Raw genomic sequence first — 26,283 nt, forward strand, 5'->3', positions numbered from 1 at the left:
GGAATGCGATGCCGCGCCGGTGCGATGCGCCGGCGCGGCAGGGTTGCGTCTCCGCCTTAGCGCGTGGCGCGCTTGCGGCGGCTGAGGCTCAGGCCGGCAAGGCCGATGCCGAGCAGGGCCACGCCAGCCGGTTCAGGCACCGTGCCGCCACGGCGCAGATCCCAGTTCGCGATCAAGGCCAGGTCGTTGGCATTGAGGCCGGTGAGCACCGAGTTGCCGGATCCCAGGGTATCGTAGCGGGTCACCGCGGCGAGCGCGTCGGCGGCGGTCGGCGCGAGGTCATTGAAGAACATCAGCGCAATGGACTGGCCGGCCGCCAGGGTCACGCGGAAATCGGCGCGCACGCCCTCGTTGCCAGCGCTGCTGTAAGTGGTCGTGCCGTACACCGAGGTCGGCGCCAGCACTGCCCCCTTGCCAAACAAAACCCAGATGTTCGCGGGATCGCTCGATGCGTCGTCGGTGACCAGCCAGCGGTCGTTCGTGCCGAACGTCGTGTCGCCGCTGCTCGAGCCGGCCACGTATGTCGCGCCGTCCGATCCCGCGTTGCCCTGCCAGGTGATGGTGTTCGTGAGCGTGGCGTTGCCATTGTTGGTGAACTTGGCAAAGTTGCGGATCGCGCGCGAGGCCGGGTCGATGAAATATTCCAGGGTGGTGCTGAAGCCGCTCAGCGTCACCGCGTTGCCGGTGTAGGTGCGGCCGTTGAGGCTGGCGCCGGCCGGGTTGTAGGCACTGCCATTGACTTGAAGGATGCCCGCGATGTCGAAGGCGTCGCCCTGGCCGGTGCTGCCGATGCCCGCGTCGGCGTATCCTAGGCCGACGCCCGTTTGCCCGATGCAGGCATATGACGAATCCTGTCCGTTGATGTTGGTGCAGGAGGCAGTGGAGATATTGGCTGCCTGCGCCGCGCATGCCATTGTGCCGATCGTTGCCGTGGCGAGCAGCGTGCGAACCAGGCCCGGTATTGCAATCTTCATAGAGTGATCTCGTTGTTATCGTTGAATGGGGTTAGTCCGTGGCGGCGGAAGCGTCCCGGATCAAGCGCGCAATGCGGAAGGCATTTCCCGCCAGGGCCACGATTGTTACTAAGCAATTGCTATGCCTCCCGGAAATTTCTTTTAGAGAACAAAGGGTTGTCTCTCCGCACGGCAAAATTTCTCACTGGAATGTCAAGATTTCCGACATGACATTCCTCAGCGGAAATTGCATGGCTGCCATAGAGCAAGTCGTTGCCGTCGCCGTCGCAAGGCTCCAACAGGCTTACATCTCTTCACAAGTGACCAACGGGTTAGTTGTTATACTTTGGGAATGCTCAAACAACGTACAGTCAAACAAGTCGTGAATACCATCGGTGTCGGCCTGCATTCCGGCACCAAGGTCGAGATGACGCTCCGTCCCGCCGCACCGGATACCGGCATCGTGTTCCGCCGCGTGGACGTGACGCCCCCGGTGGACCTGCCCGCATCGGCGATGGGCGTCGGCGACACCCGGCTGGCCTCCACCCTGCAGAAGGACGGCGTCAAGGTATCGACGGTGGAGCACCTCATGTCCGCATGCGCCGGCCTGGGCATCGACAACCTGTACGTCGACTTGACCGCGGAAGAGATCCCCATCATGGATGGCTCGGCCGCCACCTTCGTCTTCCTGCTGCAGCAAGCCGGCCTGCAGGAGCAGAACGCCCCCAAGAAGTTCATCCGCGTGATCAAGCCGGTCGAGGTCCGCGAAGGCGAGGGCGCCCAGGAGAAATGGGCGAGGCTCGAGCCTTACAACGGCTTCAAGCTCAAGTTCTTCATCGAATTCAATCATCCCGCGGTCGATGCGACCGGGCAGATCGCCGAAGTCGACTTCGAGCAGGAGTCCTACATCAAAGAGATCGCACGCGCCCGCACATTCGGCTTCATGCATGAAGTGGAAACCCTGCGCGGCATCGGCCTGATCCGCGGCGGCTCGCTCGAGAACGCGATCGTGATGGACGAGTACCGCATCCTCAACCCCGACGGCCTGCGCTACGACAACGAGTTCGTGCGGCACAAGATCCTCGATGCCGTGGGCGACCTCTACCTCGCCGGGCATTCCCTGCTTGCCAGCTATAGCGCCCACAAGTCGGGCCACGGCCTCAACAACAAGCTGCTGCGCGCCCTGTTCGCGCGCGAGGATGCCTACGAGATCGTCACATTCGAGTCGGCCGAGGTCGCGCCGCGCGCCTACGGCTCCCTGGAGTGGGCTTACAACTGATCAGCGCCGGCGGTGCCGCTGGAGCAAGGCCTCGAGCGCCGACTTCAACTGCTTGTTCTGGGCGCTGTCCTCGAGGGAATTCCGCAGTTCCGCGAGGGCGGAAATGGCCTGCGGCGGCAGGGCAAGCCGCTTCTCCGGCCGCGGTTTCTCGGTCAGTTTGCGAACTTGCACTTTGATCTTGATTGCGTTAACCTGCCAGCCCCGTTGCAACAATGACTCCTGCAGCTTCGGCAACTGCTGCTTGGCTTTCGCGGCCATGGCGGCGTTCGGCGCGGACAGCGTGAGCTGGCCGGCATCGAACTGCATGACGGAACACAAATCAAACAGCGCGGGGAGAGTGGCGGCGCAGTCCTTTTGCAGGGCGGCAAGCCGGGCGGCGGCCGGCAGGAGGGCAGCCATCTTGTCATGGTTCCGCAGGAAATCGGCGACGCCGCGCGTAGCCTGAGCGGAACCCGAGGATCGGCCGACGGGAGACTTGAAAAGAAATGAGGACGGGCGCTTCATGCCCGAACCTTATCACAGCAGCCCCGCCGGACGCATGGGAGGAGTCGAGATGCAAATCATCGTGTTGCACCCGCGATTCAAGGCCAGGTCGCTGACGCTGACGCACTGGCACCTGGCCGCGGCGGCGGTCTGCTTCATCGTGGCGGTGCTCGCCGTCGCAGCCCTGCTGTACTACCTTACCTTCCGCCATGCCGCGGACAAGCTACCCATCGTGCGCGACATGGTCGCTTCCGCCTCCGCTTCCGAGGCTGCCAGCCAGGAAGACGTTACCCGCAAGGACCGCTACGTCAAGGAAAACCTCGCCGCCATGGCAACCAAGCTCGGCGAGATGCAGGCGCAGCTCATGCGGCTCGACGCGCTCGGCGAGCGGGTCCAGGGACTGGCGGGCGTCAAGCCGCAGGAATTCAACTTCCGCGAGCTGCCGGGGCGCGGCGGCGCGCTGCCCTCCGGCACCGCGCAGCAGTCCCCTGTCTCCATGAGCGAATTCCAGGAACTGATCGACGCCATGGCAAGGGACGTGGAGCACCGCGCCGACTACATGAGCATGGTCGAGTCCAACCTGATGGGCCTGAAGGTGAGGTCGCGGATGCTGCCGACCATCGCCCCGGTCAACGTCGGCTACAACGCCTCGGGCTTCGGCTGGCGCTTCGACCCGTTCACCGGCCGCAACACCTTCCACGAGGGCATCGACTTCGCCGCCGGCGCCGGCACGCACATCGTTGCCGCGGCCGGCGGCGTGGTCATCGCCGCGGAATACCATCACCAGTATGGCAACATGCTCGAGATCGACCATGGCAACGACATCGTGACCCGCTACGCGCATGCCTCGCGGCTGCATGCCAAGGTCGGCGACATCGTCCGGCGCGGCCAGCACGTGGCCGACATCGGGTCCACCGGACGCTCCACCGGCGCCCACCTGCACTTCGAGGTGCTGGTCAAGCGGGTGCCGCAGAATCCGCACAAGTTCCTGACCGCCGGCGCCGATCCCGCCCTAGCCAGCCGGCTGGCGGCGAATTGACGCCTTGCATTTCCGGCATGCATCCCAAACTAGGCCGGGGAGCCCGCGCTGGACGCGGCGGGACTCTGTTCCCGATCAAACAATTTCCGCAAGGGACGCCAGGGTCAAGCAGCTCGCGATGGGCTGCGTGATAAAATCGGGAGTTTAGTTCGTTTCATCCGAATTCCGGCCTGCGCGACGTCGCGACGCCATTACCAGAACCGCTCATGTCATTACTGACCAAGATTTTCGGCAGCCGCAACCAGCGGCTGATCAAGGAATACCAGAAGACCGTCCGGGCCATCAACGCGCTCGAACCGGCCATGGAAAAGCTCTCCGACGCCGAGCTCCAGGCGAAGACGCCGGAATTCAAGGACCGCGTGGCCAAGGGCGCGTCGCTCGACGACATCCTGGTCGAAGCCTTCGCGGTCTGCCGCGAAGCTTCCCGGCGCGTGCTCAAGATGCGGCACTTCGACGTCCAGCTCATCGGCGGCATGGTCCTCCACTACGGCAAGATCGCCGAGATGGGCACCGGCGAGGGCAAGACGCTGATGGCGACCCTGGCGGCCTACCTCAATGCCTTGTCCGGCAAGGGCGTGCACGTGGTGACGGTCAACGACTACCTGGCCCAGCGTGACGCCGAATGGATGGGCCGCCTCTACGGCTGGCTCGGCCTGACCACCGGCATCAACCTGTCCCAGATGGACCACGGCCTCAAGCAGCAGGCCTATGCCGCCGACATCACCTACGGCACCAACAACGAATTCGGCTTCGACTACCTGCGCGACAACATGGTCTACGAGCTGGGCGACCGGGTGCAGCGCAGCCTCAACTTCGCCGTGGTCGACGAGGTGGACTCCATCCTCATCGACGAAGCCCGCACCCCGCTGATCATTTCCGGGCAGGCCGAAGACCACACCGACATGTACGTCAAGATCAACCAGTTGCCGCCCATGCTGACCCTGCAGGTCGGCGAGGAAACGCCGGACGGCAAGGGCAAGATCGAAGTCCCCGGCGACTACACCAAGGACGAGAAGTCCCACCAGGTGCTGCTGACCGAGGCCGGCCACGAGAAGGCCGAGCAGATCCTCACCAGCATGGGCCTGCTGCCGGAAGGCGCGTCGCTCTACGATCCGGCCAACATCACCCTCATCCACCACCTTTATGCTGCCTTGCGCGCCCACGCGCTGTATTACAGGGACCAGCACTACGTGGTGCAGAACAATGAAGTCATCATCGTCGACGAGTTCACCGGCCGCCTCATGACGGGCCGCCGCTGGTCCGACGGCCTGCACCAGGCGGTGGAAGCCAAGGAAGGCGTCAAGATCCAGAACGAGAACCAGACCCTGGCCTCGATCACCTTCCAGAACTATTTCCGCATGTACGGCAAGCTCGCCGGCATGACCGGCACCGCCGATACCGAAGCCTACGAATTCCAGGAAATCTACGGCCTTGAAACCGTGGTCATCCCGCCGAACCGTCCGAGCCAGCGCAAGGACATGCAGGACCAGGTGTACAAGAGCGCGGAAGAGAAGTACAACGCCATGCTCAACGACATCAAGGCCTGCTACGAGCGCGGCCAGCCGGTGCTCGTGGGTACGACCTCGATCGAGAATTCCGAGCTGCTGTCGCGCATCCTGACCGGCAACGACCTGCCGCACAACGTGCTCAACGCGAAGCAGCACGCCCGCGAAGCGGAAATCGTGGCCCAGGCCGGACGCCCGAAGATGATCACCATCGCCACCAACATGGCGGGCCGCGGCACCGACATCGTCCTCGGCGGCAACGTCGAGAAGCAGATCCAGTTCATCGAAGCCGACCCCGAGCTGTCGCCGGAAGACAAGGCCGCCCAGGCAAAGACGCTGCGGGACGAATGGCAGTCGCTGCACGACCACGTGGTCACCGCCGGCGGACTGCACATCGTCGGCACCGAGCGCCACGAATCGCGCCGCATCGACAACCAGCTGCGCGGCCGTTCCGGACGCCAGGGCGACCCGGGCTCCTCGCGCTTCTACCTCTCGCTCGACGATCCGCTGCTGCGCATCTTCGCCGGCGACCGCGTGCGCGCCATCATGGACCGCCTGAAGATGCCCGAGGGCGAGCCCATCGAGGCCGGCATCGTGTCGCGCTCCATCGAATCCGCGCAGCGCAAGGTCGAGGCCCGCAACTTCGACATCCGCAAGCAGTTGCTCGAATACGACGACGTCGCCAACGACCAGCGCAAGGTGATCTACCAGCAGCGCAACGAGCTTCTCGAATCGGGCGACATCGCCGGCATGGTGGCCAACCTGCGCAGCGGCCTGTTCACCGACGTCTTCCGCACCTTCGTGCCCGAGGAATCGGTCGAGGAGCAGTGGGACATCAAGGCGCTCGAAGCCACGCTGTCCGGCGAATGGCAGCTCGATGTGCCGCTGTCCGCGATGCTCGAGGCCGAGCCCAACCTCACCGACGAAGAATTGCTGGAACGCGTGCTCAAGGCCGCCGACGATTCCTACAACGCCAAGGTGGACGTCATCGGCCGCGACGGCTTCGCCGGCTTCGAGCGCAGCGTCATGCTGCAGAGCATCGACACCCACTGGCGCGAGCACCTCGCCGCGCTGGATCACCTGCGCCAGGGCATCCACCTGCGCGGCTATGCGCAGAAGAATCCGAAGCAGGAGTACAAGCGCGAAGCCTTCGAGCTGTTCGGCCAGATGCTGGACCTGATCAAGAACGAAGTGGTGCGCGTCATCATGACGGTGCGCATCCAGTCGCGCGAGGAAATCGACGCCGCCGAGGAGCGCCTGGCGCAGGCCCCGCTCGAAAACCTGCACTTCCAGCATGCCGACTTCGATCCGAACGCCGCGCCGGAAGAATTGCTGGCGCCGGTCGACACCGGCGACGGCGAGGCGGGCGCGATGGTCGCCGAGGTGCCGAAGGTCGGCCGCAACGACCCCTGCCCCTGCGGCAGCGGCAAGAAGTACAAGCAGTGCCACGGCAGGCTGGCGTAAGCCCGTCCCGCCGGTCCTGATCACATCCTCCCGCCGCGGTGTTCCCGCGACGGGAGGATGTGTCATTCAGGCGTATCGAAGTTTTCATCTTCTTTCATTCATCTTCCGTTTTCCGCCATGGCCGTCAATCTTCCGCTCCCCGTCGCTGCAAACCTGAAACCCGTCGCCGGCATCGAACTCGGCCATGCCGAGGCGGGCGTGCGCAAGGCCAACCGCAAGGACCTGCTGGTCATGAAGCTGGCGCCGACCGCGTCGGTGGCCGGCGTGTTCACCACCAACCGCTTCTGCGCCGCGCCGGTCCAGGTCTGCAAGGCGCACCTGGAAGGCCTGAGCCTGTCCGACCGGACGGACGGCGGCATCCGCGCGCTGGTCATCAATACCGGCAACGCCAATGCCGGCACGGGCGAAGCCGGCCTCGCCGCCGCCAATGCCACCTGCGCCGCGCTGGCCGCCTTGCTCCGGTGCGAGCCGTCGCAGATCCTGCCGTTCTCGACCGGCGTGATCCTCGAGCCGCTGCCGGTGGAACGCATCAAGGCGGGCATGCCCCAGGCCATCGGCAACCTTAAGGCCGACAACTGGTACAACGCTGCCGAAGCCATCATGACCACCGACACGCAGCCCAAGGCCGAGTCGCGCACCGTCGCCATCAACGGCGTCACGATCACGCTCACCGGCATCAGCAAGGGCGCCGGCATGATCAAGCCCAACATGGCCACCATGCTCGGCTTCCTCGCCATGGATGCGAAGGTTGCCCAGCCGGTCCTCGAGCACATGGTGAAGCAGGCGGCCGACAAGTCCTTCAACTGCATCACCATCGACGGCGACACCTCCACCAACGATTCCTTCATGCTGATCGCCACCGGCGCCTCGGCGCTGGAAGTCAATGACATCGATTCGCCGGAATACGCCGCCCTGGCCGATGCCGTCATCGGCCTCTCGCAGGAACTCGCGCAGATGATCATCCGGGACGGCGAGGGCGCGACCAAGTTCATGACCATCACCGTCGAGGAAGGTCGCAACGCCGACGAGTGCCGCCAGATCGCCTATGCCATCGGCCATTCGCCCCTGGTCAAGACCGCCTTCTACGCCTCCGACCCCAACCTCGGCCGCATCCTTGCCGCCATCGGCTACGCCGGCGTGGACGACCTCGACGTCAGCAAACTCAACCTCTATCTCGACGACGTCTGGGTGGCGAAGAACGGCGGCCGCAATCCCGACTACAAGGAAGAGGACGGCCAGCGAGTGATGAAGCAGAGCGAAATCACCATCCGCGTCAGGCTCGCGCGCGGCGATGCCGCCGCCACCATCTGGACCTGCGACCTGTCGCATGAGTACGTCAGCATCAACGCCGATTACCGTTCGTAAAACCACCGTTCGCAAAGCCAAGCCGCACCATGACCCAGCTTGACCAATTCCTCACGCGCGCCGAGGCGCTGCTCAACCGCCTCGACCGGCTGCTTCCGCCCGGCGGCGAGATTCCCGACTTCGGCGCCAGCCATGCCTTCCGCTGGCGCAAGCACCGCGGCAACCTGCAGGCCGGCGGCACGCTGCAGGCGGTGCGCCACGTGGCGAAGATTTCCCTTTCCGACCTGCACAACATCGCTCGCCAGAAAGAACAGATCGAGCAGAACACCCGCCAGTTCGTCGATGGCCGTCCCGCGAACAACGTGCTGCTGACCGGCGCGCGCGGCACCGGCAAGTCCTCGCTCATCAAGGCCTGCCTGAACGAATTCGCGGACCGGGGCCTGCGCCTGATCGAGGTGGACAAGGATGACCTCGGCGACCTGCCCGACATCGTCGACCTCGTCGCCGGCCGCCCGGAACGCTTCGTGATCTTCTGCGACGACCTGTCCTTCGAGGAAGGCGAGAGCGGCTACAAGGCGCTCAAGGTCGCGCTCGACGGCAGCGTCTCGGCCCAGTCGGACAACGTACTCATCTATGCCACGTCCAACCGCCGCCACCTGATGCCGGAGCGCATGTCGGACAACGCCACCTACGTGCACACCGAGGACGGCGACCTGCATCCCGGCGAGACCGTGGAAGAAAAGATTTCCCTGTCCGAACGCTTCGGCCTCTGGGTATCGTTCTATCCTTTCAAGCAGGACGACTACCTCGACATCGTGGCCCACTGGCTGCGTCATTTCGGCTGCGGCGATTCCCATATCGAAGAGGCCCGCGGCGATGCCCTGCGCTGGGCGCTGCAGCGCGGCTCCCGCTCCGGCCGGGTGGCCTGGCAATTCGCGCGCGACTACGCCGGCAAGGTCGGCAACCGGTGAGCGAATCGGCCAAGCCGGTCGACGTCGCGGTCGGCATCCTCATGAAGTCCAATGGCGACGTGCTGCTCGGCCAGCGGCCGGACGGCAAGCCCTATGCCGGCTATTGGGAATTCCCAGGCGGCAAGGTCGAGCCCGGCGAATCCATCCTGGATGCGCTCAAGCGCGAATTCCTCGAAGAACTCGGGATCGTCGTGCTGGGCGCCGAACCGTGGTGCTGCGTCGAGCATGTCTATCCGCACGCCCACGTCAGGCTCTACTTCTACATCAGCCGTGCCTGGGAGGGCGAACCGCAATCCCTGGAAGGCCAGGCCTTCGCCTGGCAGGGCAGTCTCGGCGTGGGGCCGCTGCTGCCGGCGACCATCCCCCTCATCGAATGGCTCGACAGGCTGCGCTACGCCGATTGACGGCAGTCGTTTGTATTGATTTCATTACGGCGTATTGAAATCAATACAAATCGCAAACCTTTGATTACGCTGGAAAAACGCCAAAATATCAGATCTTTCTGTTCTTTCGTATCGTTTTCAATACAGTCGTCGTAAGGGCAGGCCTACGCTAAGTCCCTGATTTTTCTGAAGATCGCCGGGTGGCACGCGAGTTGCTGAACTCGCCATGTCGCCGCCGGGCAAGCTGTTCCCATCGGCATCAGCAAACCTTACAGAAAAAGAGGACCACCGTGAAAATCATCGTCCTGGGAAGCGGCGTCATCGGTACTGCATCCGCGTATTACCTGGCGCAGGCCGGACACGAAGTGACCGTGATCGACCGCCAGCCCGCCGCCGCTATGGAAACCAGCTTCGCCAACGCCGGCGAAGTGTCTCCCGGCTACTCCGCTCCCTGGGCGGCGCCAGGCATCCCGCTCAAGGCCCTGAAATGGCTGATGATGCGCCACAGTCCGCTCGTCATCCGCCCGAGCGCCGATCCCGCGATGTGGCGCTGGGTCTTCCAGATGCTGATGAACTGCACCTCCGCACGCTACGAAACCAACAAAGGACGCATGGTCCGCCTCGCCGAATACAGCCGCGATTGCCTCGCCGCGCTGCGCGACGACACCGGCATCCGCTACGACGAACGTACCCAGGGCACCCTGCAGCTGTTCCGCACCCAGCAGCAGCTCGACGCCGCCGCCGCCGACATCGCGGTGCTCCAGCAGTACGGCGTGCCCTACGAGGTGCTCGATCCGCAGGGCTGCATCGGCGTGGAACCCGCACTGGCCGCGGTCCGCAGCAAGTTCGTCGGCGCCCTGCGCCTGCCCGGCGACGAAACCGGCGACTGCTTCAAGTTCACCCAGCGGCTCGCGGCGCTGGCCGAGCAGGCCGGCGTGCACTTCCGCTACGGCGTGCCGATCCAGCGCCTGCTGGCCGACGGCAAGCGCATCACCGGCGTGCAGACCGCCGAGGGCGAGCTCCGGGCGGACGGCTACGTGCTGGCGCTGGGCAGCTATTCGCCGCTGATGCTGCGCGATCTCGGCATCCGCATCCCGGTCTATCCGATCAAGGGCTACTCCATCACGGTTCCCATCGAGGATGCCCGCTTCGCGCCCGAATCCACCATCATGGATGAAACCTACAAGGTGGCCATCACCCGCCTCGGCGACCGCATCCGGGTCGGCGGCACGGCGGAAATCGCCGGCTACGACCTCGCGCTGCATCGTTCCCGGCGCGAAACCCTGGAACACTCCGTGGTCGACCTCTTCCCGCGCGGCGGCGACGTCGGCAAGGCGGAATTCTGGTGCGGCCTGCGACCGATGACGCCGGACGGGACCCCGGTCGTCGGCCCCACGCCCTACCGCAACCTGTTCCTCAACACCGGCCACGGCACGCTCGGCTGGACCATGGCCTGCGGCTCCGGCCGCCTGCTGGCCGACCTCGTGACGGGAAAGCGTCCCGAGATCGACACCGAAGGCTTGTTCATGGACCGCTACGGCCGCGCCAATCCGCCGATCTTCCAGCCCCGCGAAGTGCGTGCATGAACGGCGCCGCCATGGCGGAGGCGCCGGCGCGGGACAGTATCGCGGAATTCCTGTTCGGCGACCCGGTCCTGCACCGGCGCTTTGCCATGGCCATCGACATCCTGGCCAGACTGATGTCACTGTCGCCGCCCGGCGCGACCGCCGGCGAGCTTGCCGCCGCTCTCGGCCAGCCGACGCGCGCCGTGCAGGCTTTGCTCGGCGGACTCGCCCGCGCCGGCCTCGTGGCCAGGAGCCCGCAGTGCGCCGACCGTTGGCTCTGTCCCGGCACGATCGGGGTGGCGACGCTGGCCGACGTGTTCCGCTGCGTGGCGGAATCTCCGCCGCCCCGCCAGCGCCGCGCCGCCTCCAAGCCTGACGTTCCCAAGCCTGACGCCGGCAGGCCGCCACCCGACCGGGCCGATGCCCGGCACGGCGTGGACATCCTGCTAATGCAGGCCACCATGGCCGTGAACCAGGTCGTGCTGCAGCACTTGCAAGCCTTCGATCTCGGACGATTGCGCGCGGTCGGCGGCTCGTCGGCGCGGCAAACCTTCCAGGCCCGCAGCCTGCATTCCCGCGCGCACCGGTAAGCCTGCGCGCGGCGCTTGTCCGCGCCCGCGCCGCGCGGTAAAGTCGGCGGACTCCCGCCCATTCTCGCCCCATTCCCATGCGGATCGATGTCCAGTTCGCCGACCGAGTCGGCATCGCCCACGAAATCCTCGCCGTCCTGGCGCGCCGCCACTTCAACGTGATCAATGTGGAGGTCGACTCGTCGGACGTCTTCATCGACGTGCCCGATCTCGACGCCGCCCTGCTGCCCGCCTTGCGCGAGGACTTTCTGCAGGTCGCCGGCGTCAAGGACGTGGTGCCGGTCGACGTCCTGCCCGGCGCGCGCCGCCGCCTCCACCTCGACACCCTGATGACCGTGATGGCCGACCCCGTCATGGCGGTGGACGCCGGCGGCACCATCGTGGTCGCCAATTCCGCCGCCGCCGCGGTCGCCCACTTGCGGGAGCAGGAACTCAACGGCATGTCGCTGGCCGCGCTGTTCGGCGAAGAGAGCCTGCAGCGCGAACTGCTCGAGCACGGCTTCCGCGTGCCGGCGCGCGAAGTCCGCCTGCACGGCCAGCCCTTCCTGCTGGACGTGACGCCCGTGTCCGAACCCGTCGAATCCAGCCTCGGCCATACCGTCGGCGGCGTCATCACGTTGCACGCGCCGCGCCGCCTCGGCGGCCAGATCCACGCCCTGCAGAACGTCGGCGGGCTCGACCTGCTCATCGGCGATTCCGAACCGATGCGCGCCCTCAAGGCACGCGCCGCCCGGGTCGCGACGGTGGATGCGCCGCTGCTCATCGTCGGCGAGACCGGCACCGGCAAGGAACTCGTGGCGCAAGCCTGCCACGCCGCCAGCCCGCGCGGCAACTCGCCTTTCCTTGCCCTCAACTGCGCCGCGCTTCCCGAGAGCCTCGCCGAAAGCGAACTCTTCGGCTACATGTCCGGCGCGTTCACCGGCGCGCAGCGCGGCGGCAAGCCGGGACTCATCGAAATGGCGGAAGGCGGCACCGTCTTCCTCGACGAAATCGGCGAGATGTCGCTCTACCTGCAAGCCAAGCTGCTGCGCTTCCTCAACGACGGCAAGTTCCGCCGCATCGGCAGCGACCGCGAGGTCAAGGTCAACGTGCGCATCATCAGCGCCACCCATCGCAATCTCGGCAAGATGGTCAGCGAAGGCAGCTTCCGCGAAGACCTGTTCTATCGCCTCAACGTCCTTCACCTCGACGTACCGGCCCTGCGCGAACGCCCCGACGACATCCTGCCCCTGGCGCGCCATTTCATCGAGCGCGCCTGCACCCAGGCGCAGAAGCCGGTGTGCCGCCTCAGCGCCGACGCCTGCGCGGCGCTGGTCAGCCATCACTGGCCGGGCAACGTGCGGCAACTGCAGAACGTGATCTTCCGCGCGACCACGATGACCGACAAGCGGGTGCTGGACGCGGCAGATCTCGACCTGGCCGAGGACCGGCGGCTCGGCCTCGCCGGCGACAGCGTCGGCGAGGCGCATGACCTCGACGGCGCGGTGGCGGCGTTCGAAAAGGCGCTGCTGGAGCGCTTGTACGCGAGTTATCCGTCGAGCCGGAAGCTGGCGGCAAGGCTGGGGGCGTCGCATTCGAAGATTGCGGGGAAGCTGAAACGGTATGGGATTTCGGGGGGGAAGTAGGGGAGGGGACATGATGGCGGCAGTCACGAATGCCAATTCCGGTCCCTCACACTTCCTCCACCCCAATCTCCCGCAACGCCTGAGCAACCGCCTCCCTGTTCCGTCCAAGCTCCTCCGCAAGCTCTACTTGCGAACCGGCGCCGTCCCGCCCAGCCATCATGTCGTCTTCCAGCGCGGCCGCAGCCTGCGCCAGCGCGAGCGCGCCAACGTTCGCCGCCATCCCCCGCACGCTATGCGCCACATACCAGATCATTTCCGTGTCCCGTTTCGCCGCCGCTGCCTGCAATTTCGTCGTTGCGTCTTCCAGTCCGGGAAGCAGCATTTCCAGCACGCGGTGGTAAAGCGCGACGTCGCCGGCCAGCCGTTCCAGCGCGCCGGCGGTGTCGAAGCCTAGCACCGCAACGGGAAGCAGTCCGGTCGCCTCCGTGGGCGGCGCGATGCCATTCCCGTCCGCCGCCGGAACGAGCCACCGCGCCAGCGTCGCGTAGAAATCCTGCGGATGAATCGGCTTGGCGATGTGGTCCTGCATGCCGCTGCGCAGGCATGCTTCCTTTTCCTCCGCCGTCGCATGGGCGGTCATGGCGAGGATGGGTAAGGCGTCGAAGCGGGAATCGGCCCGGAGCAGGCGCGCCGCGTCGTGCCCGCCCATCTCCGGCATCTGGATGTCCATCAGGACCAGGTCGACCTCCCCGGGACCATGCGCGCGCAGCCAGGCGAGGGCAAGGGCGCCATTGCCGGCGACGTCCACGCGCAGGCCAGCCGCCTGCAGCATCTCGCGGGCGATCTGCTGGTTGACCTCGTTGTCTTCCACCAGCAGCACGCGCCGGCCACCCAGACGAGGCACGATGACGCTGGCGGGCGGGGCGGCCAGCGGGCGTCCCTGGGACAACGCGTCGACGAAGGCGTCGTGCAGCGTGGATTGATCGACCGGCTTGTACAGCACGCCGGCGATGTGGGCATCGGCTTGCTGCATGACGTCGTCGCGGCCGAAGGCGGTGACGATGATGACCTTCGGCGGCGCGGCCAGCTTGGACTCGGCGATCGCCGACGCGAGCTCGAGGCCGTTCATCCCCGGCATGCCGAAGTCGGCCAGCACCAGCTCGTAGGGCAATGCCGCGTCGGCATCGATCACCGCGGCCAGGGCTTCGTCGGCGCTGGCGACGACGTCGGCGCGCAGGCCGAGATCGTGGACGAGCTGGGCAAGAAGTTCACGCGCGGCCGGCTGGTCGTCGACCACCAGCACGCGGCAGGCCTTCAGCCGTTCCGGCAAGGCGTGCGCCGGCATGCCGGCGCCGCTGCCCCGTCCGAGGCGCAGCACGAAGCCGAAGACCGATCCCGCACCCGGCGCGCTTTCCACGCGGATCGTGCCGCCCATCATTTCCACCAGCCGCTTGCTGATGGCGAGGCCGAGGCCCGTGCCGCCATACTTGCGGGTCGTGGAATCGTCGGCCTGGGTGAAGGCGTCGAACAGGCGCGCCTGCTGGTCCGGGCTCATGCCGATGCCGGTGTCGCGCACCGCGAAGCGCAGCGCCACCGCGTCGCCATCCCGCTCCGCCAAGCGGCAGGTCAGCTCGACCTCACCCTGCTCCGTGAACTTGATGGCATTGCTCATCAGGTTGATCAGCACCTGCCCCAGGCGCAGCGGATCGCCGCGCAGCTGCACGGGAACGTCGTCATCGATGGCAAAGTGATAGCGCAGCCCTTTTTCCCTGGCCTTGTAACCGGTGACCGCATTCACGTTGGACAGCACGTCGTGCAGGGAAAACTCGGTGGTTTCGACATTCAGCTTGCCGGCCTCGATCTTGGAAAAGTCGAGGATGTCATTGATGATGCCGAGCAGCGAGATCGCGGCGCGATGGATCTTTTCGACGTAGTCGCGCTGCTTGCTGTCGAGCCCGGTGCGCAGCGCGAGGTATGCCATGCCGATCACCGCGTTCATCGGCGTGCGGATCTCGTGGCTCATGTTGGCGAGGAAGGCGGACTTCAGGCGCGACGCGTCCTCGGCGATTTCCTTGGCGGACTGCAAGGCCTTCTCGTGGTCGCGCAGCTCGGCATTCGCGCGCGACAGCTCGGCGGTGCGTTCATGCACGCGCCGCTCGAGTTCGCGCTCCGAGCGCTTGAGGTTGTCCACCAGCTGCTGCTGCGCCGCTTCCTTCTCGCGGCGGACGTGATGGAAGCGGTCCGCCAGGGCCAGGGAGAACAGCAGCATTTCCATCGCCGAGCCGAACTGCAGGCCATTGACGGTGATGAAGTTGGTCGGGACCAGGCCGAAGCTGCGTAGCGCGGTGAGCACGCCGGTCAGCACGAGGAAGCTGAAGGCGAGCAGGAAGAAGCGGGCGCTGTGCTGGCCGCGCCGCAGGCATGCCACGCCGATCACCGAGACCAGCAGCATGTTGAGCGCGTCGATCGCGATCGCGACATGGATCATCGCGCCGAAGGCCAGCCACAAGCCGATCACCTGCAGCACGTTCAGGCCGATGAAGCCGAGCAGTACCCGGTCGAGCAAGGGGACGAGCCGCGGCGTCTCCAGCAGCCGGCGCTGGAACAGCAGGAGCATGATGCCGTTGAGGGCAAAGCTCACCATGCCGGAGATGTTGGCCCAGCGCGGCGAGTCGGGCCAGAGGTACTGGAAGGCGATGCCGCTGAAGGTCAGCAGGCTCAGGCCGCTGGTCAGGGTAAACAGCACGTAGTAAAAGTACGAGCGGTCGCGCAGCGAGAGAAACAGCAGCAGGTTGTACAGGCTCAGGGCCAGCACCATGCCGAAGTAGAGCATCTGGCCGATGTAGGCCTTCTGGCTTTCGTGGAAGAAGGTGTCGGGTTCCCAGAGCGTGGCCGGCACGTCCACGGAGCTTTCGGACTGCACCTTCAGGTAGACCGTCCGCTCCTCCCCGGCTTCGAGCTGGACCGGGAACACGAAATTCCGGTGCTGGATGGGCCGTTCGGCGAAGGGGCGGGAATCGCCCGCGCTCAGCTTTTCGTAGCCATCCTCGGTCGGGTTGTAGAACTCCACCACGTCGAGCTGGGGATAGGACACCTCCAGCCAGCGCTGGAGATTGCTCTTGCCGGTGTTGCGCAGGGTGAGGCGCAGCCAGACCGGATTGGACTGCATGCCGAAATTGACGGAATCCGGATGGCGCGCATCGGGTCCGGCGGCCGGGTGGAAGCGCGCGCTGGCGTCGGGCTGCGTCAGGCGCGCGATGTCCCAGGAAGCAGGAACGTTTTCCAGCACGTCCCAGTAAGGCGTCAGGTTGACCGGCTGGCGGTCGTCCGGACGGATCTCCAGCGTGCCCGCATGCGCGGAAATCCAGGCGGGCAGGCAGAGCGCGAAGACGAACAGCAGCAGGAAGGGCGGCAGTCGAAGACGCGTCGGGCGCGGTGGTCGGTGATGGGCAGGCATTGTGTCGGGCGGGCGCTCGGGCACCGCGGGAAGGGACGGACAATGCTAGCAGATCGCCGCTGCAATAGAGGCAAACGTTGCCGCCGCGCCACCAGGGACGGCCCCGCGCGGCGCGGCGGCATCCGGCGGTTCAGCGATATACCTGCTGGCCGTTGTGCCGCTTCCAGGCGTCCTCGAAATGCGCGGCGTCTTCCTGCGAGCGTGCCTTGATGCCCATCAGGATACCGCCTTCCTTCAAGCCATTCTCGTAGCGCTTGACCCGTTCCTCCAGGATGCCGTAGCCGATCAGCGCCCCGAGCAGGCCGCCGGTGGCCGCGCCTGCGCCTGCCCCCGCTGCAGCTGCTGCGAGCGGGCCGGCGATCACCAGTCCCAGGCCGGGCAAGGCGATGCTGCTGCCGGCCGCCGCGATCGCCGCCAGCGCCGCCCCGAGCGTGCCGCCGAGGGCACCGCCGATGCCGGCGCCTTCCGCCGCCTTGGTGCCCAGTTCCGTCCTGCTTTCGGAGTCGTCGGGAAAATGCCGCTGGCGGGTCTCGTCGGACATCACCAGATTCAGGTCGTTGGTGTCGTAGCCGCGATCCGACACGGACTGGTAGGCGCGTTCGGCGCTTTCCCTGTCGTAGAACAATCCGGTCACGATGCCGGTGCGCTGGTACTCTTGCATGGGGTCCATGGCACTCTCCTTGGTTGCGGGGGAAGGGCGAAGTCATCGGGGCAACCGCAGCAACGATTGCCATGATGGCAAGCCCTGGTCATGTACAGAGGAGCTGGCGGATTCCAAAGTTCCTGCGGCGGGAAAGTTGCATAAAAGAAATGGCGTGCTATGCTGGCTTCATGGGGCCGTCGCGTCCCAACCCTCGTTTGGCAAAGCCTTCTTGCCGGAGATGCATGCACCATGAGCAGCAGTCTCAAATTCAACAGCGCCCACCGGCTTCCGCTCGGCATGGAATTCTGCCTGACGCGGCAAGCCGTGCTCGACCGGAACCACGCGCTGGCCGGACATCACCTGAGCTTCCATGCAGACCGGTCGGCGCACTCCCCGGGAGCGATCCTGTTGGCGGCGCTGGACCCCACCCTGGTCCGCATGCTCTCTGCCGGAACGACCTATCTCGACGTCGACGCAGAGACGGTGCTGGCGGCGATCCCATCCTCGATTCCGCGGGACCACGTGATCTACAACCTCCTGCCCGGGACCATCCCGACGCCGGAACTGATGACGCGCATGCAGGACCTTGCCTTGCAAGGCATGCGCTTCGCGGTCGACATCAGGCGCGACGGACCGGAGCTGCATGCCCTGCTGCCCCATGTCCATGCCGTCAGGCTGGACGTTGCCTGCATGGAGCCGGCGGAAGCGGGCAGGCTCTGCCAGCTCGCCAGGCGCCAGGGCAGGCAGGCGGTCGCGCGCAGCGTGGATACCATGGCGCTGTTCGAGCAATGCCTTGCGCTCGGGTTCGACGCCTTGCAGGGCAGCTATTTCGCTGAGCCGCACTTCCCGAAGGGCAAGACCCTGCAGCCGACGCAGCTCGCCATCGCCAGCCTGATGTCGCTGATCGCTTCCGATGCCGACGACGCCGACATCGAGCATGCCATCAAGTCGGACATTGCCTTGAGCCTGAACCTTCTGCGGCTGGTGAACACCGCGGCGGTGAGCTCCCACCGCATCGGCTCGCTGCGGCAGGCGCTCATGATCCTCGGGCGCTCCCAGCTGCAGCGATGGCTGCAGATCCTGCTTTACAGCGAAGCCGGCCAGCTCGGGCCGGTGGTCGTGCCGCTGCTGGCCATGGCGGCCGCGCGCGGGAGGCTGATGGAATTGCTGGCGCAGACCGCCTGTCCCGGCAACCGCAGCGTGGCCGACACCGCGTTCACCGTCGGCATCATGTCGCTCATGGAAACCCTGTTCAGCCTGCCGATGAACGAAATCGTGGCGCAGCTGCCGGTACTGGAGGAAGTCAGCGAAGCCCTGCTCGAGCGCGCCGGCATGTTCGGCCGCATGCTGCGCCTGGTGGAAGCGCTGGAGCGGCAGGAAGGGAAGGATGGAATGTCGGGCATCGCTCCGCTGCTCAAGGAATTCCGTGTCGCCCACAGCGACCTGTACGCGCTCCAGCTCGCGGCCTTCGAGTGGAGCGACCGCATCTGCAATGTCGCCGCCTGAGTTCCCGCGGCTGAACTTGGCGCGCGCCCGCGCGTCATACGGGAAACGAGCAGGAGTTTCCCATGCAGAAAAAAGATGCCATGGAGCCGCAGCCGGGCAGTCTCGAAGATCTCAACGTGACGCGTCCGGATATGCCGCCTACGCCGAAAGGAAAGCCCGGCGATGCCGGCAACGATTTGCCGCATGACCAGGACCCCGAGCGTCCCGGCCTCGAAAACCGCAACATCACCAGGCCCTCGCCGCCGGACTGATCCGCGCTGCCGTCAAGGGCGTCATTTCCTCGAGAGGAAGGCGTTGCCCTCGATGGTGAAGCGCAAGGGGGCATCGGCCCATTCCTTCGCGTAGGCCACGCCGATGCGCGGGCGGGCGGCGATGGTGAAGCCGCCGTCCCCCGTCCCCGTCTCTTCTACCCACAGCGAGCGCCCGCTCGCGGCGCACATGTCGGCCCCGTCCAGCCGGCGGTCGATGCCCATGGCCCGGCAGAGCAGCCCCGGCCCCCTGGTGTTTCCCTCCACGCCGGCCACGGGTTCCAGCGCCCGCAGCAGGACCGCGCAGCCGCGGCCCTCGGGTTCCGTCACCACGTTCATGCAGTGATGCATGCCATAGATCAGGTACACGTAGGCATGCCCGGGCGGTCCGTACATGACGCGGGTGCGCGGCGTGATGCCCTTCGACGAATGCGAGGCGAGGTCATGCGCGCCGACGTAGGCTTCGGTTTCGACGATGCGGCCCCGGCGCTCTATGCCGCCATCGAGGTGCACGAGCTCCATGCCCAGCAGCGCGCGCGCCACCTCCTCGGTGTCGCGGGCATAGAAGTCGCGGGGCAGGATGGCGAGGCGCTTTGCCATGATCCGTCACCAGGTATCGATGAAGGGCCGCTTCTTGCCTTCGCGATTCGCGGGCGATGGCGGCATCGACTTCAATCCGCGCATGATCCAGTGGCGCGTCTGCTCCGGGTCGATGACGTCGTCGATCTCCAGGAAGGAAGCCATGTTGATCGCCTTGCCGTGGGCATAGGACTGGGCCACCATCTGCTCGAAGGACTTCTGGCGTTCGGCCGGGTCGGCGATCGCCTCGAGTTCCTTGCGGTAACCGAGGCGCACCGCGCCCTCCAGGCCCATCGCGCCGAATTCCCCGCTCGGCCACGACACGGTGAACACCGGCGCATGGAAGCTGCCGCCGGCCATCGCCTGCGCGCCCAGGCCGTAGCCCTTGCGCAGCACCACCGTGAAGAAGGGCACTTCGATGCTGCCGGCGGTGACGAACATGCGCGACACATGCCTGACCATCGCCGTCCTTTCCGCGTCGGGTCCGACCATGAAGCCGGGCGTATCGCACAACGACACGATGGGCAGGTCGAAGGCATCGCAGAGCTGCAGGAAGCGCGCCGCCTTGTCCGCCGCCGGCGCGTCGATCGCGCCGCCGAGGTGCATGGGATTGTTGGCAATCAAACCCATCGGGCGGCCTTCGATGCGCACCAGCGCGGTCACGATGCCGGTGCCGAAATCGCGCCGCAGCTCCAGCACCGAACCGGTGTCCGCGAGCTGCGCGATGACCGTGCGGATGTCGTAGGACCGCAAGCGGTTCTCCGGCACCAGCTGACGCAGCAGCCGCTGGTCGGCGCATTCCCAGGCAGGCAGCGGGCCCTGGAAGTAGGAGAGATATTTCTTCGCCGCCGCCACGGCCTCGGCTTCATCCTTGACCACGATGTCGATCACGCCATTGGGCGCCTGCATCGCCACCGGCCCGACCTCTTCCGGCGCGAACACGCCCAGCCCGCCGCCTTCGATCATCGCCGGGCCGCCCATGCCTATCGTGGCGTTCTCGGTGGCGATGATCACGTCCGAACAGCCAAGCAGGGCAGCGTTGCCGGCGAAGCAGCGGCCGGACACGATGCCGACGCGCGGCACCAGACCCGACAGCCGGGCGTATGCCAGGAAGGACATCACGTCCAGCCCGGCCACCAGCAGCGCATCCGTGTCGCCCGGCCGGCCGCCGCCGCCTTCGGCGAACAGCACGATCGGCAGGCGCCAGGCCTCGGCGAGCTGGAACATGCGGTCGGTCTTGCGGTGGTTCATCATGCCTTGCGTGCCGGCGAAGACGGTGTAGTCGTAGGCCAGCACCATGCAGCGCGCCTTGTCCTCGCCATGCAGCTTGCTGTTCACCGCGCCGATGCCGGCGACGAGCCCGTCGGCGGGGCTGCTGCGGATGAGTTCGTCCATCGGCCGCCGCCGCCTCTGCGCCGCCACCGCCAGCGCGCCGTATTCGATGAAGCTGCCGTCGTCGCAGAGATCGTCGACATTTTCGCGCGCGGTGCGCTGTCCTGTCTTGCGGCGCTTCGCCACCGCGTCGGGACGCGCCGCGTCCAGCCCGATCCCGTGGCGCATGCGGACTTCCGCGAGGTCGGGGCGGATGTGGTCGGGGTCGGCAACCTCATGTTCATGGGCATGGGCGGCGTCGATGTCGGCCGGTTCGATGAACAGCAGCGCCTGGTCCTGCTGCACCACCTCGCCGGGCGCGCACGCCACGAGCCGCACGATACCGCCGGCGCCGGCCTTGACCACGTGCTGCATCTTCATCGCCTCGAGGATCGCGACCGTCTGTCCGGCATGCACCTCGTCGCCCAGGCCCACTTCGAGGGACACTACCGATCCCTGCATCGGCGCGCCCACCGGCTCGCTTCCCGCCGGTCCCTGCACCGTGGCGCGCGAGGACGCCGCCGCGGAAGGCGCGGCTTCCACGTAGAGCTTGCGATGCGCGCCGCCGAGCGGTTCGAGCAGCGCGTCGATGTGTTCTTCCACGTAGCGCGTGTGCACCCGGTTCGCCACCACGTTCGGCTGGCGCACGAGGTTCTGCAGGAAGGCGAGGTTGTTCTCCACGCCGTCGATGCGAAATTCGCAGAGCGCGCGGTAGGCCCGCGTCAGCACGTCGGGGTAATGCTGCGACGGCGTGGACACGATCAGCTTGGCAAGCAGGGAATCGAAATGCGGATTGGTCGCATAGCCGGCATAGCCATACGCATCCACCCGGATGCCCGGCCCGCTCGGCGGCTCGAAGGCGGCGATCATGCCCCCGGCCGGCAGCGCGCTGCCGTCAGGCTGCATGGTTTCCATGTTGATGCGCAATTGGATCGCGTAGCCGCGCGGCGCCGGAATCTCGCGTTGCGTCAGCCCGAGGTCGATCAGCGACATGCCGCCGGCGATCTCCAGCTGCGCCTTCACCAGGTCCAGGCCGGTTATCTCCTCGGTGACCGTGTGCTCCACCTGCAGGCGCGGATTCGCTTCGATGAACATGAAGGCCTGCGACTCGTCGCGGGCATCGCTGTCCACCAGAAATTCCATCGTTCCCAGGCCGCGATACCCGACCGCCTTTGCCAGCGTCACCGACCCGTCCAGGATGCGGTCGCGCAAGCCATGCGGCAAGGTCGGGCTCGGCGCGACCTCCACCACCTTCTGGTTGCGGCGCTGCAGGGTGCATTCCCGTTCCCAGGCATGGCTGACGCTATCGCCGTCGCCGATGACCTGCACCTCGACATGCCTTGCCTGCGACACCAGGCGCTCGCCATAGACCATGCCGTTGCCGAACGCGGCCATCGCCTCGGCGCTGCAGCGCGCATAGGCCTCGTCGATTTCCCCGGCGTTCCGAATCACCTGCATGCCTCGTCCGCCGCCCCCCGCGATGGCCTTGATCATCATGCCCGTGCCGGCCGGCAGCGCGGCGAAGAAGGCGTGCAATTCCTCGCGCGTCGCCGGGCCGGTGCCTTCGATCACCGGGATGCCTTGCTCCCGCGCGAGGCGGATTGCCGCGCTCTTGTCGCCGAACAGCTCCAGCGTTTCCGGCGAAGGGCCTACGAATACCAGGCCGGCTTCCTCGCAGCGCCTCGCGAACTCGGCGTTTTCGCTCAGGAAACCATAGCCGGGGTGGACGGCGTCGCAACCGGTTGCCTTGGCGGCATCGATCACCTGGCCGATGTTCAGGTACGCGGCCGCGCCGCGGCCATGCAAGGCGTAGGTCTCGTCGGTCTTGCGTGTGTGCAGGGAGAGGGCGTCGTCTTCGGAATGGATGGAGACGGTGCGGATGTCGAGTTCGGCTGCGGCGCGGGCGACGCGGATGGCGATTTCGCCGCGGTTGGCGATGAGGAGGGAAGTAATTGGCATGCGGGCGGAGGGTTGTGGTGGTGGTAGTAGGATACCGGTTTATGGCGGGGCTGGCGGATGACTCTGTCGTCCGCCTCACCCTCTGTCATTCCCGGCAAGCCCCCTAGGCGGGCCCTACGAAACGAACCAAAGAAAAGCGACCTCTGCCGCCCTGCCTTTCGGCGACGTCAGAATGGACATCGCAGGCTCGCCTTCGGCATCGTGTGACGGCGAATGCGACGCTACGACTGCGACCACCGCTAAGACCACCACAATCGCGCCCTGACTACCGAGCTCCCTCCCTTTTAAATGCACCCTCCGTCGCCCCCTCCCTTTCAAGGGGAGGGTTGGGGTGGGGATGGGTTTCCGGTGCGAGCAAAGGACAGCGTTGGCATGACCAGCCAAATAAATGCTGTTCTCTACATGCGGCCGAAACCCATCCCCACCCTAGCCCTCCCCTTGAAAGGGAGGGGACAGGGCGGATGGTGCTTGAAAGGCAGTAGGTATTGGCACGATAGCGGATTCCTGCTCCCCGTCGTCGGGACAGCCTCGAGCCATGCCGATGCGGCAGGAGGTCGAATCACCATCTGCCTTTAAAGCAATTACTACCGTGGAGAACGGCATCCCCTCAACCCATCGAACAAGGCCACCCGAAGTGACTCCCAAATGGGTGTTGAAGCAGCTTTCTTTGGGTCCTTTCTTTGTCTGCTGACAAAGAAAGGACCTGGGCCGCCGGGACCAGCCCCGGCAACTCCCCACGGAGTGGGACCCGCAACCGCTTCACCGGAGAGAAAACGAAAACCGGATCCTAGCCTGCGCGGAAACGACGGAGCGTGGCACGAACGACACCCCCTACGCCAACCCCTCCGCATAAGCCTCCAGATGCTGGTCCGTCCCCCCGAACTGCATCTCGATCGCCATCGCCCGCTTGAAGTAATGCGACACATCAAGCTCATCCGTCACCCCCATGCCGCCGTGCAGCTGCACCGCCTGCTGCCCGACGAACTTGCAGGCCTGCCCCACGACCACCTTCGCCGCGGACAGCGCGCGCGACCGTGCCTGCGCATCCTCATCGTTGCATCGCACGGCCGCGAGATAACTCATCGACCGCGCCTGCTCGATATGCAGCACCATGTCCGCCATGCGATGCTGCAAGGCCTGGAACTTGCCGATCGGCTGGCCGAACTGCTTGCGGTTGCGCGCGTATTCCACGGTGGCCGCGAGCAGCTTGTCGAGCACGCCGACCGCTTCGGCGCAGACCGCCGCGAGGCCCGCATCCAGGACTTGTTCCAGCGCGGCGTCGGCGCCGGGCGTGCCGAGGATGGCGCTGGCCGGCACATAGACCTGCTGGAGGTTCACTTCGCCTGCATTGACGCCGTCGACCGTCTTGAAGGGAACGATGCGCATGCCGGTGGCTTCCTTCGGCACCAGGAACACGGCGAGAGGATCGCCGTCGATGGCGAGGCGGGCCGTCACCAGCAAGCCGTCGGCGGAAGGCGCGTGCGCCACCACGCTCTTGCGGCCGGTGATGACGTAGCCGTTGCCGACGGGCCAGGCACGGGTTTCCACGTTCAGCCGATCCCAGCGGGTGGCGGGTTCGTCATGCGCCAGCACGGCAATCGTTTCGCCGCCGGCCAGCGCGGGCAGCAGTTCGGCGCGCTGCGCATCGTTGCCGAGCAGGGCGATGGCCTTGGTGGCCAGCACCGCGCTGGCCAGGTAAGGCTCGAGCAGCAAGCCTTCGCCGACGGCATTCATCGCCAGCATGGTATCGATCGGCGAGCCGCCCAGGCCGCCGTCGGCCTCGGGCACGTTGAGCGCCAGCAAGCCGATGTCTGCCAGTCCTTGCCAGACTTCACGGCTGTAGCCGTCGGCCGATTCCTTGATGCGGCGGCGCGTCTCGAAGCCGTAATCCTTGCCCACGAAGCGGCGGGCGGTGTCGAGCAGCATCTGCTGTTCTTCGGTAAAGCTAAAGTCCATGGCGTCCTCTCTTACAGGCCGAGAATCATCTGCGAGATGATGTTCTTCTGGATTTCGTTGGAGCCGCCGTAAATCGACAGCTTGCGCATGTTGAGGTAATGGGCGGCCAGCGGCACGGCGTAGAACGGTCCGACCGGGTCGCCCTGGTAGCCGGCGGCCATGGCTTCGCGGCGCAGCTGCAGACCGTAGGGACCGGCGACCTGCACCAGCAGTTCGGTGATCGCCTGCTGGATCTCGGTGCCCTTGATCTTGAGGATGGAAGCCTCGGGGCCGGGCGCGCGGCGTTCCGCCTCGGCGGAGAGCACGCGCAGGTTGGTGATTTCCAGTGCCGTCAGGTCGATCTCTACCTGCGCGATGCGCGAGGCGAACATCGGATCCTTGATCAGCGGCTTGCCGCGCTTGGTCTCGAGCGCGGCGAGGCGCTTGAGGCGGGCGAGCTCGCGCTTGGCGATGCCGATGCCGGCGATGTTGGTGCGCTCGTGGCCGAGCAGGAACTTGGCGTAGGTCCAGCCGGCGTTCTCTTCGCCGACCAGGTTCTCCACCGGCACCTTGACGTTCTCGAACCAGACCTCGTTGACCTCGTGCGCGCCGTCCATGGTAATGATGGGCCGCACGGTGATGCCGGGGGTCTTCATGTCGATCAGCAGGAAGGAGATGCCGCGCTGCGGCTTCACTTCGCTATCGGTGCGCACCAGGCAGAAGATCCAGTCTGCGTACTGGCCTTGCGTTGTCCAGGTCTTCTGGCCGTTGACGACGTAATGGTCGCCCTCGCGCACCGCGCGGGTCTTGAGCGAGGCGAGGTCGGAACCGGAGCCGGGCTCGGAATAGCCCTGGCACCACCATTCGTCGGCCGACAGGATCTTCGGCAGGAAGCGATGCTGCTGGGCAGGCGAGCCGAACTGCATGATGACCGGCGCGACCATCTTCAGGCCGAAGGGAATCGCGCGCGGTGCGCCGGCCGCGGCGCATTCCTCGTCGAAGATGTACTGGCGCACCGGGTCCCAGCCCGTGCCGCCGAACTCCGGTTTCCAGGCAGAGCCGCCCCAGCCTTTCTCATGCAGGATCTTTTGCCAGCGGATGTAATCCGTGCTTTCCAGGATGAGGCCGTTGATCACCTTGTGCTGGATGTCGGCAGGCAGCGCGTGCGCGACGAAATCGCGGACTTCGTCGCGGAAGGCGATTTCTTCGGGTGTGAAATTGAGGTCCATGTCAGGGTCGCTTGAAAAGCCCCGCCGCCTGACGAGGCAGCGGGGCGAGTGTGAATGCGGCTATGGTGTCGAAGACAATCAGAACGCGGCGATGCCGGTCTGCTCGCGGCCGAGGATGAGGGCGTGGATGTCATGCGTGCCCTCGTAGGTGTTGACCACCTCCAGGTTCACCATGTGCCGGATCACGCCATACTCGTCCGAGATGCCGTTCCCGCCCAGCATGTCCCGCGCCAGCCGCGCTACCTCCAGCGCCT

General features: G+C 66.0%; 20 protein-coding genes. 11 read left to right on the top strand and 9 right to left on the bottom strand.

Annotation, left to right across the window (positions count from 1 at the left end):
* Positions 1-56 precede the first annotated feature (56 nt).
* Positions 57-974 (bottom strand): PEP-CTERM sorting domain-containing protein, encoded by a 918-nt coding sequence (locus tag G3574_RS28180; protein ID WP_205609931.1) that lies wholly within the window; start codon positions 972-974, stop codon positions 57-59.
* Between the two features lie 331 nt (positions 975-1,305).
* On the opposite strand from G3574_RS28180, the gene lpxC reads away from it, so the two are divergent.
* Positions 1,306-2,232 carry a UDP-3-O-acyl-N-acetylglucosamine deacetylase gene (lpxC, locus tag G3574_RS26010; RefSeq protein ID WP_163968477.1) on the top strand — a complete coding sequence of 309 codons (927 nt, stop codon included), beginning with the start codon at positions 1,306-1,308 and terminating at the stop codon, positions 2,230-2,232.
* Here lpxC and G3574_RS26015 read toward each other — a convergent pair whose 3' ends face one another.
* Entirely contained in the window at positions 2,233-2,631 is a 399-nt protein-coding gene (locus tag G3574_RS26015; protein WP_235953626.1) for a DciA family protein, read from the bottom strand.
* Between the two features lie 154 nt (positions 2,632-2,785).
* Here G3574_RS26015 and G3574_RS26020 point away from each other — a divergent pair, with 154 nt between their 5' ends.
* The 8 genes from G3574_RS26020 (at position 2,786) to G3574_RS26055 (ending at position 13,162) form a co-directional block, all read left to right on the top strand.
* Positions 2,786-3,754, top strand: a complete 969-nt coding sequence (locus G3574_RS26020) for a M23 family metallopeptidase (protein ID WP_163968479.1) — start codon at positions 2,786-2,788, stop codon at positions 3,752-3,754.
* 206 nt (positions 3,755-3,960) lie between these two features.
* Complete coding sequence (secA, locus tag G3574_RS26025) at positions 3,961-6,723, top strand: preprotein translocase subunit SecA (RefSeq protein WP_163968480.1); 2,763 nt, start codon at positions 3,961-3,963, stop codon at positions 6,721-6,723.
* 117 nt (positions 6,724-6,840) lie between these two features.
* A complete protein-coding gene (argJ, locus tag G3574_RS26030) occupies positions 6,841-8,088 on the top strand; it encodes a bifunctional glutamate N-acetyltransferase/amino-acid acetyltransferase ArgJ (protein ID WP_163968481.1) in 1,248 nt (415 codons plus the stop codon).
* A gap of 29 nt (positions 8,089-8,117) precedes the next feature.
* A complete protein-coding gene (locus G3574_RS26035) occupies positions 8,118-8,999 on the top strand; it encodes an ATP-binding protein (RefSeq protein ID WP_163968482.1) in 882 nt (293 codons plus the stop codon).
* The gene (gene mutT / locus G3574_RS26040; protein WP_163968483.1) at positions 8,996-9,403 is read left to right on the top strand and encodes an 8-oxo-dGTP diphosphatase MutT; all 408 of its coding nucleotides are present in this window, start codon (positions 8,996-8,998) and stop codon (positions 9,401-9,403) included. Before G3574_RS26035 ends, mutT begins: the two co-directional genes overlap by 4 nt.
* Positions 9,404-9,582: 179 nt before the next feature.
* Complete coding sequence (locus G3574_RS26045) at positions 9,583-10,968, top strand: D-amino acid dehydrogenase (protein WP_328804860.1); 1,386 nt, start codon at positions 9,583-9,585, stop codon at positions 10,966-10,968.
* Positions 10,965-11,537, top strand: coding sequence for a MarR family transcriptional regulator (locus G3574_RS26050; RefSeq protein WP_163968485.1), 573 nt, complete (start codon positions 10,965-10,967; stop codon positions 11,535-11,537). The genes G3574_RS26045 and G3574_RS26050 overlap by 4 nt, the downstream gene beginning before the upstream one ends.
* A gap of 77 nt (positions 11,538-11,614) precedes the next feature.
* Complete coding sequence (locus G3574_RS26055) at positions 11,615-13,162, top strand: sigma-54-dependent transcriptional regulator (RefSeq protein WP_163968486.1); 1,548 nt, start codon at positions 11,615-11,617, stop codon at positions 13,160-13,162.
* Positions 13,163-13,208: 46 nt separating this feature from the next.
* Here G3574_RS26055 and G3574_RS26060 read toward each other — a convergent pair whose 3' ends face one another.
* Complete coding sequence (locus G3574_RS26060; protein WP_163968487.1) at positions 13,209-16,559, bottom strand: hybrid sensor histidine kinase/response regulator; 3,351 nt, start codon at positions 16,557-16,559, stop codon at positions 13,209-13,211.
* Between the two features lie 130 nt (positions 16,560-16,689).
* Positions 16,690-17,229, bottom strand: coding sequence for a hypothetical protein (locus G3574_RS26065; RefSeq protein ID WP_235953627.1), 540 nt, complete (start codon positions 17,227-17,229; stop codon positions 16,690-16,692).
* Between the two features lie 222 nt (positions 17,230-17,451).
* Here G3574_RS26065 and G3574_RS26070 point away from each other — a divergent pair, with 222 nt between their 5' ends.
* Together G3574_RS26070 and G3574_RS26075 are read left to right on the top strand one after the other, a co-directional pair.
* On the top strand, positions 17,452-18,708 hold the full coding sequence (locus tag G3574_RS26070; protein ID WP_163968488.1) for an EAL and HDOD domain-containing protein: 1,257 nt from the start codon (positions 17,452-17,454) through the stop codon (positions 18,706-18,708).
* 62 nt (positions 18,709-18,770) lie between these two features.
* Positions 18,771-18,959 (top strand): hypothetical protein, encoded by a 189-nt coding sequence (locus G3574_RS26075; RefSeq protein WP_163968489.1) that lies wholly within the window; start codon positions 18,771-18,773, stop codon positions 18,957-18,959.
* A 21-nt stretch (positions 18,960-18,980) separates the two neighbouring features.
* On the opposite strand, the gene G3574_RS26080 is transcribed toward G3574_RS26075, so the two are convergent.
* The 5 genes from G3574_RS26080 to G3574_RS26100 all read right to left on the bottom strand — a co-directional run.
* Positions 18,981-19,556, bottom strand: coding sequence for a DNA-3-methyladenine glycosylase (locus G3574_RS26080; RefSeq protein WP_163968490.1), 576 nt, complete (start codon positions 19,554-19,556; stop codon positions 18,981-18,983).
* 6 nt (positions 19,557-19,562) lie between these two features.
* A complete protein-coding gene (locus G3574_RS26085; RefSeq protein WP_163968491.1) occupies positions 19,563-22,865 on the bottom strand; it encodes a carboxyl transferase domain-containing protein in 3,303 nt (1,100 codons plus the stop codon).
* An 831-nt stretch (positions 22,866-23,696) separates the two neighbouring features.
* Positions 23,697-24,821: an acyl-CoA dehydrogenase family protein gene (locus G3574_RS26090; RefSeq protein WP_163968492.1), complete on the bottom strand. Its 1,125-nt coding sequence runs from the start codon at positions 24,819-24,821 to the stop codon at positions 23,697-23,699.
* An 11-nt stretch (positions 24,822-24,832) separates the two neighbouring features.
* On the bottom strand, positions 24,833-26,029 hold the full coding sequence (locus G3574_RS26095; RefSeq protein WP_163968493.1) for an acyl-CoA dehydrogenase family protein: 1,197 nt from the start codon (positions 26,027-26,029) through the stop codon (positions 24,833-24,835).
* A 78-nt stretch (positions 26,030-26,107) separates the two neighbouring features.
* Positions 26,108-26,283, bottom strand: a 176-nt coding sequence (locus G3574_RS26100; RefSeq protein WP_268958910.1) for an acyl-CoA dehydrogenase family protein, incomplete at its 5' end; no start/stop codon positions are given.

This window comes from Noviherbaspirillum galbum (assembly GCF_010974945.1).
GTDB classification, from domain to species: Bacteria; Pseudomonadota; Gammaproteobacteria; order Burkholderiales; family Burkholderiaceae_D; genus Noviherbaspirillum; species Noviherbaspirillum galbum.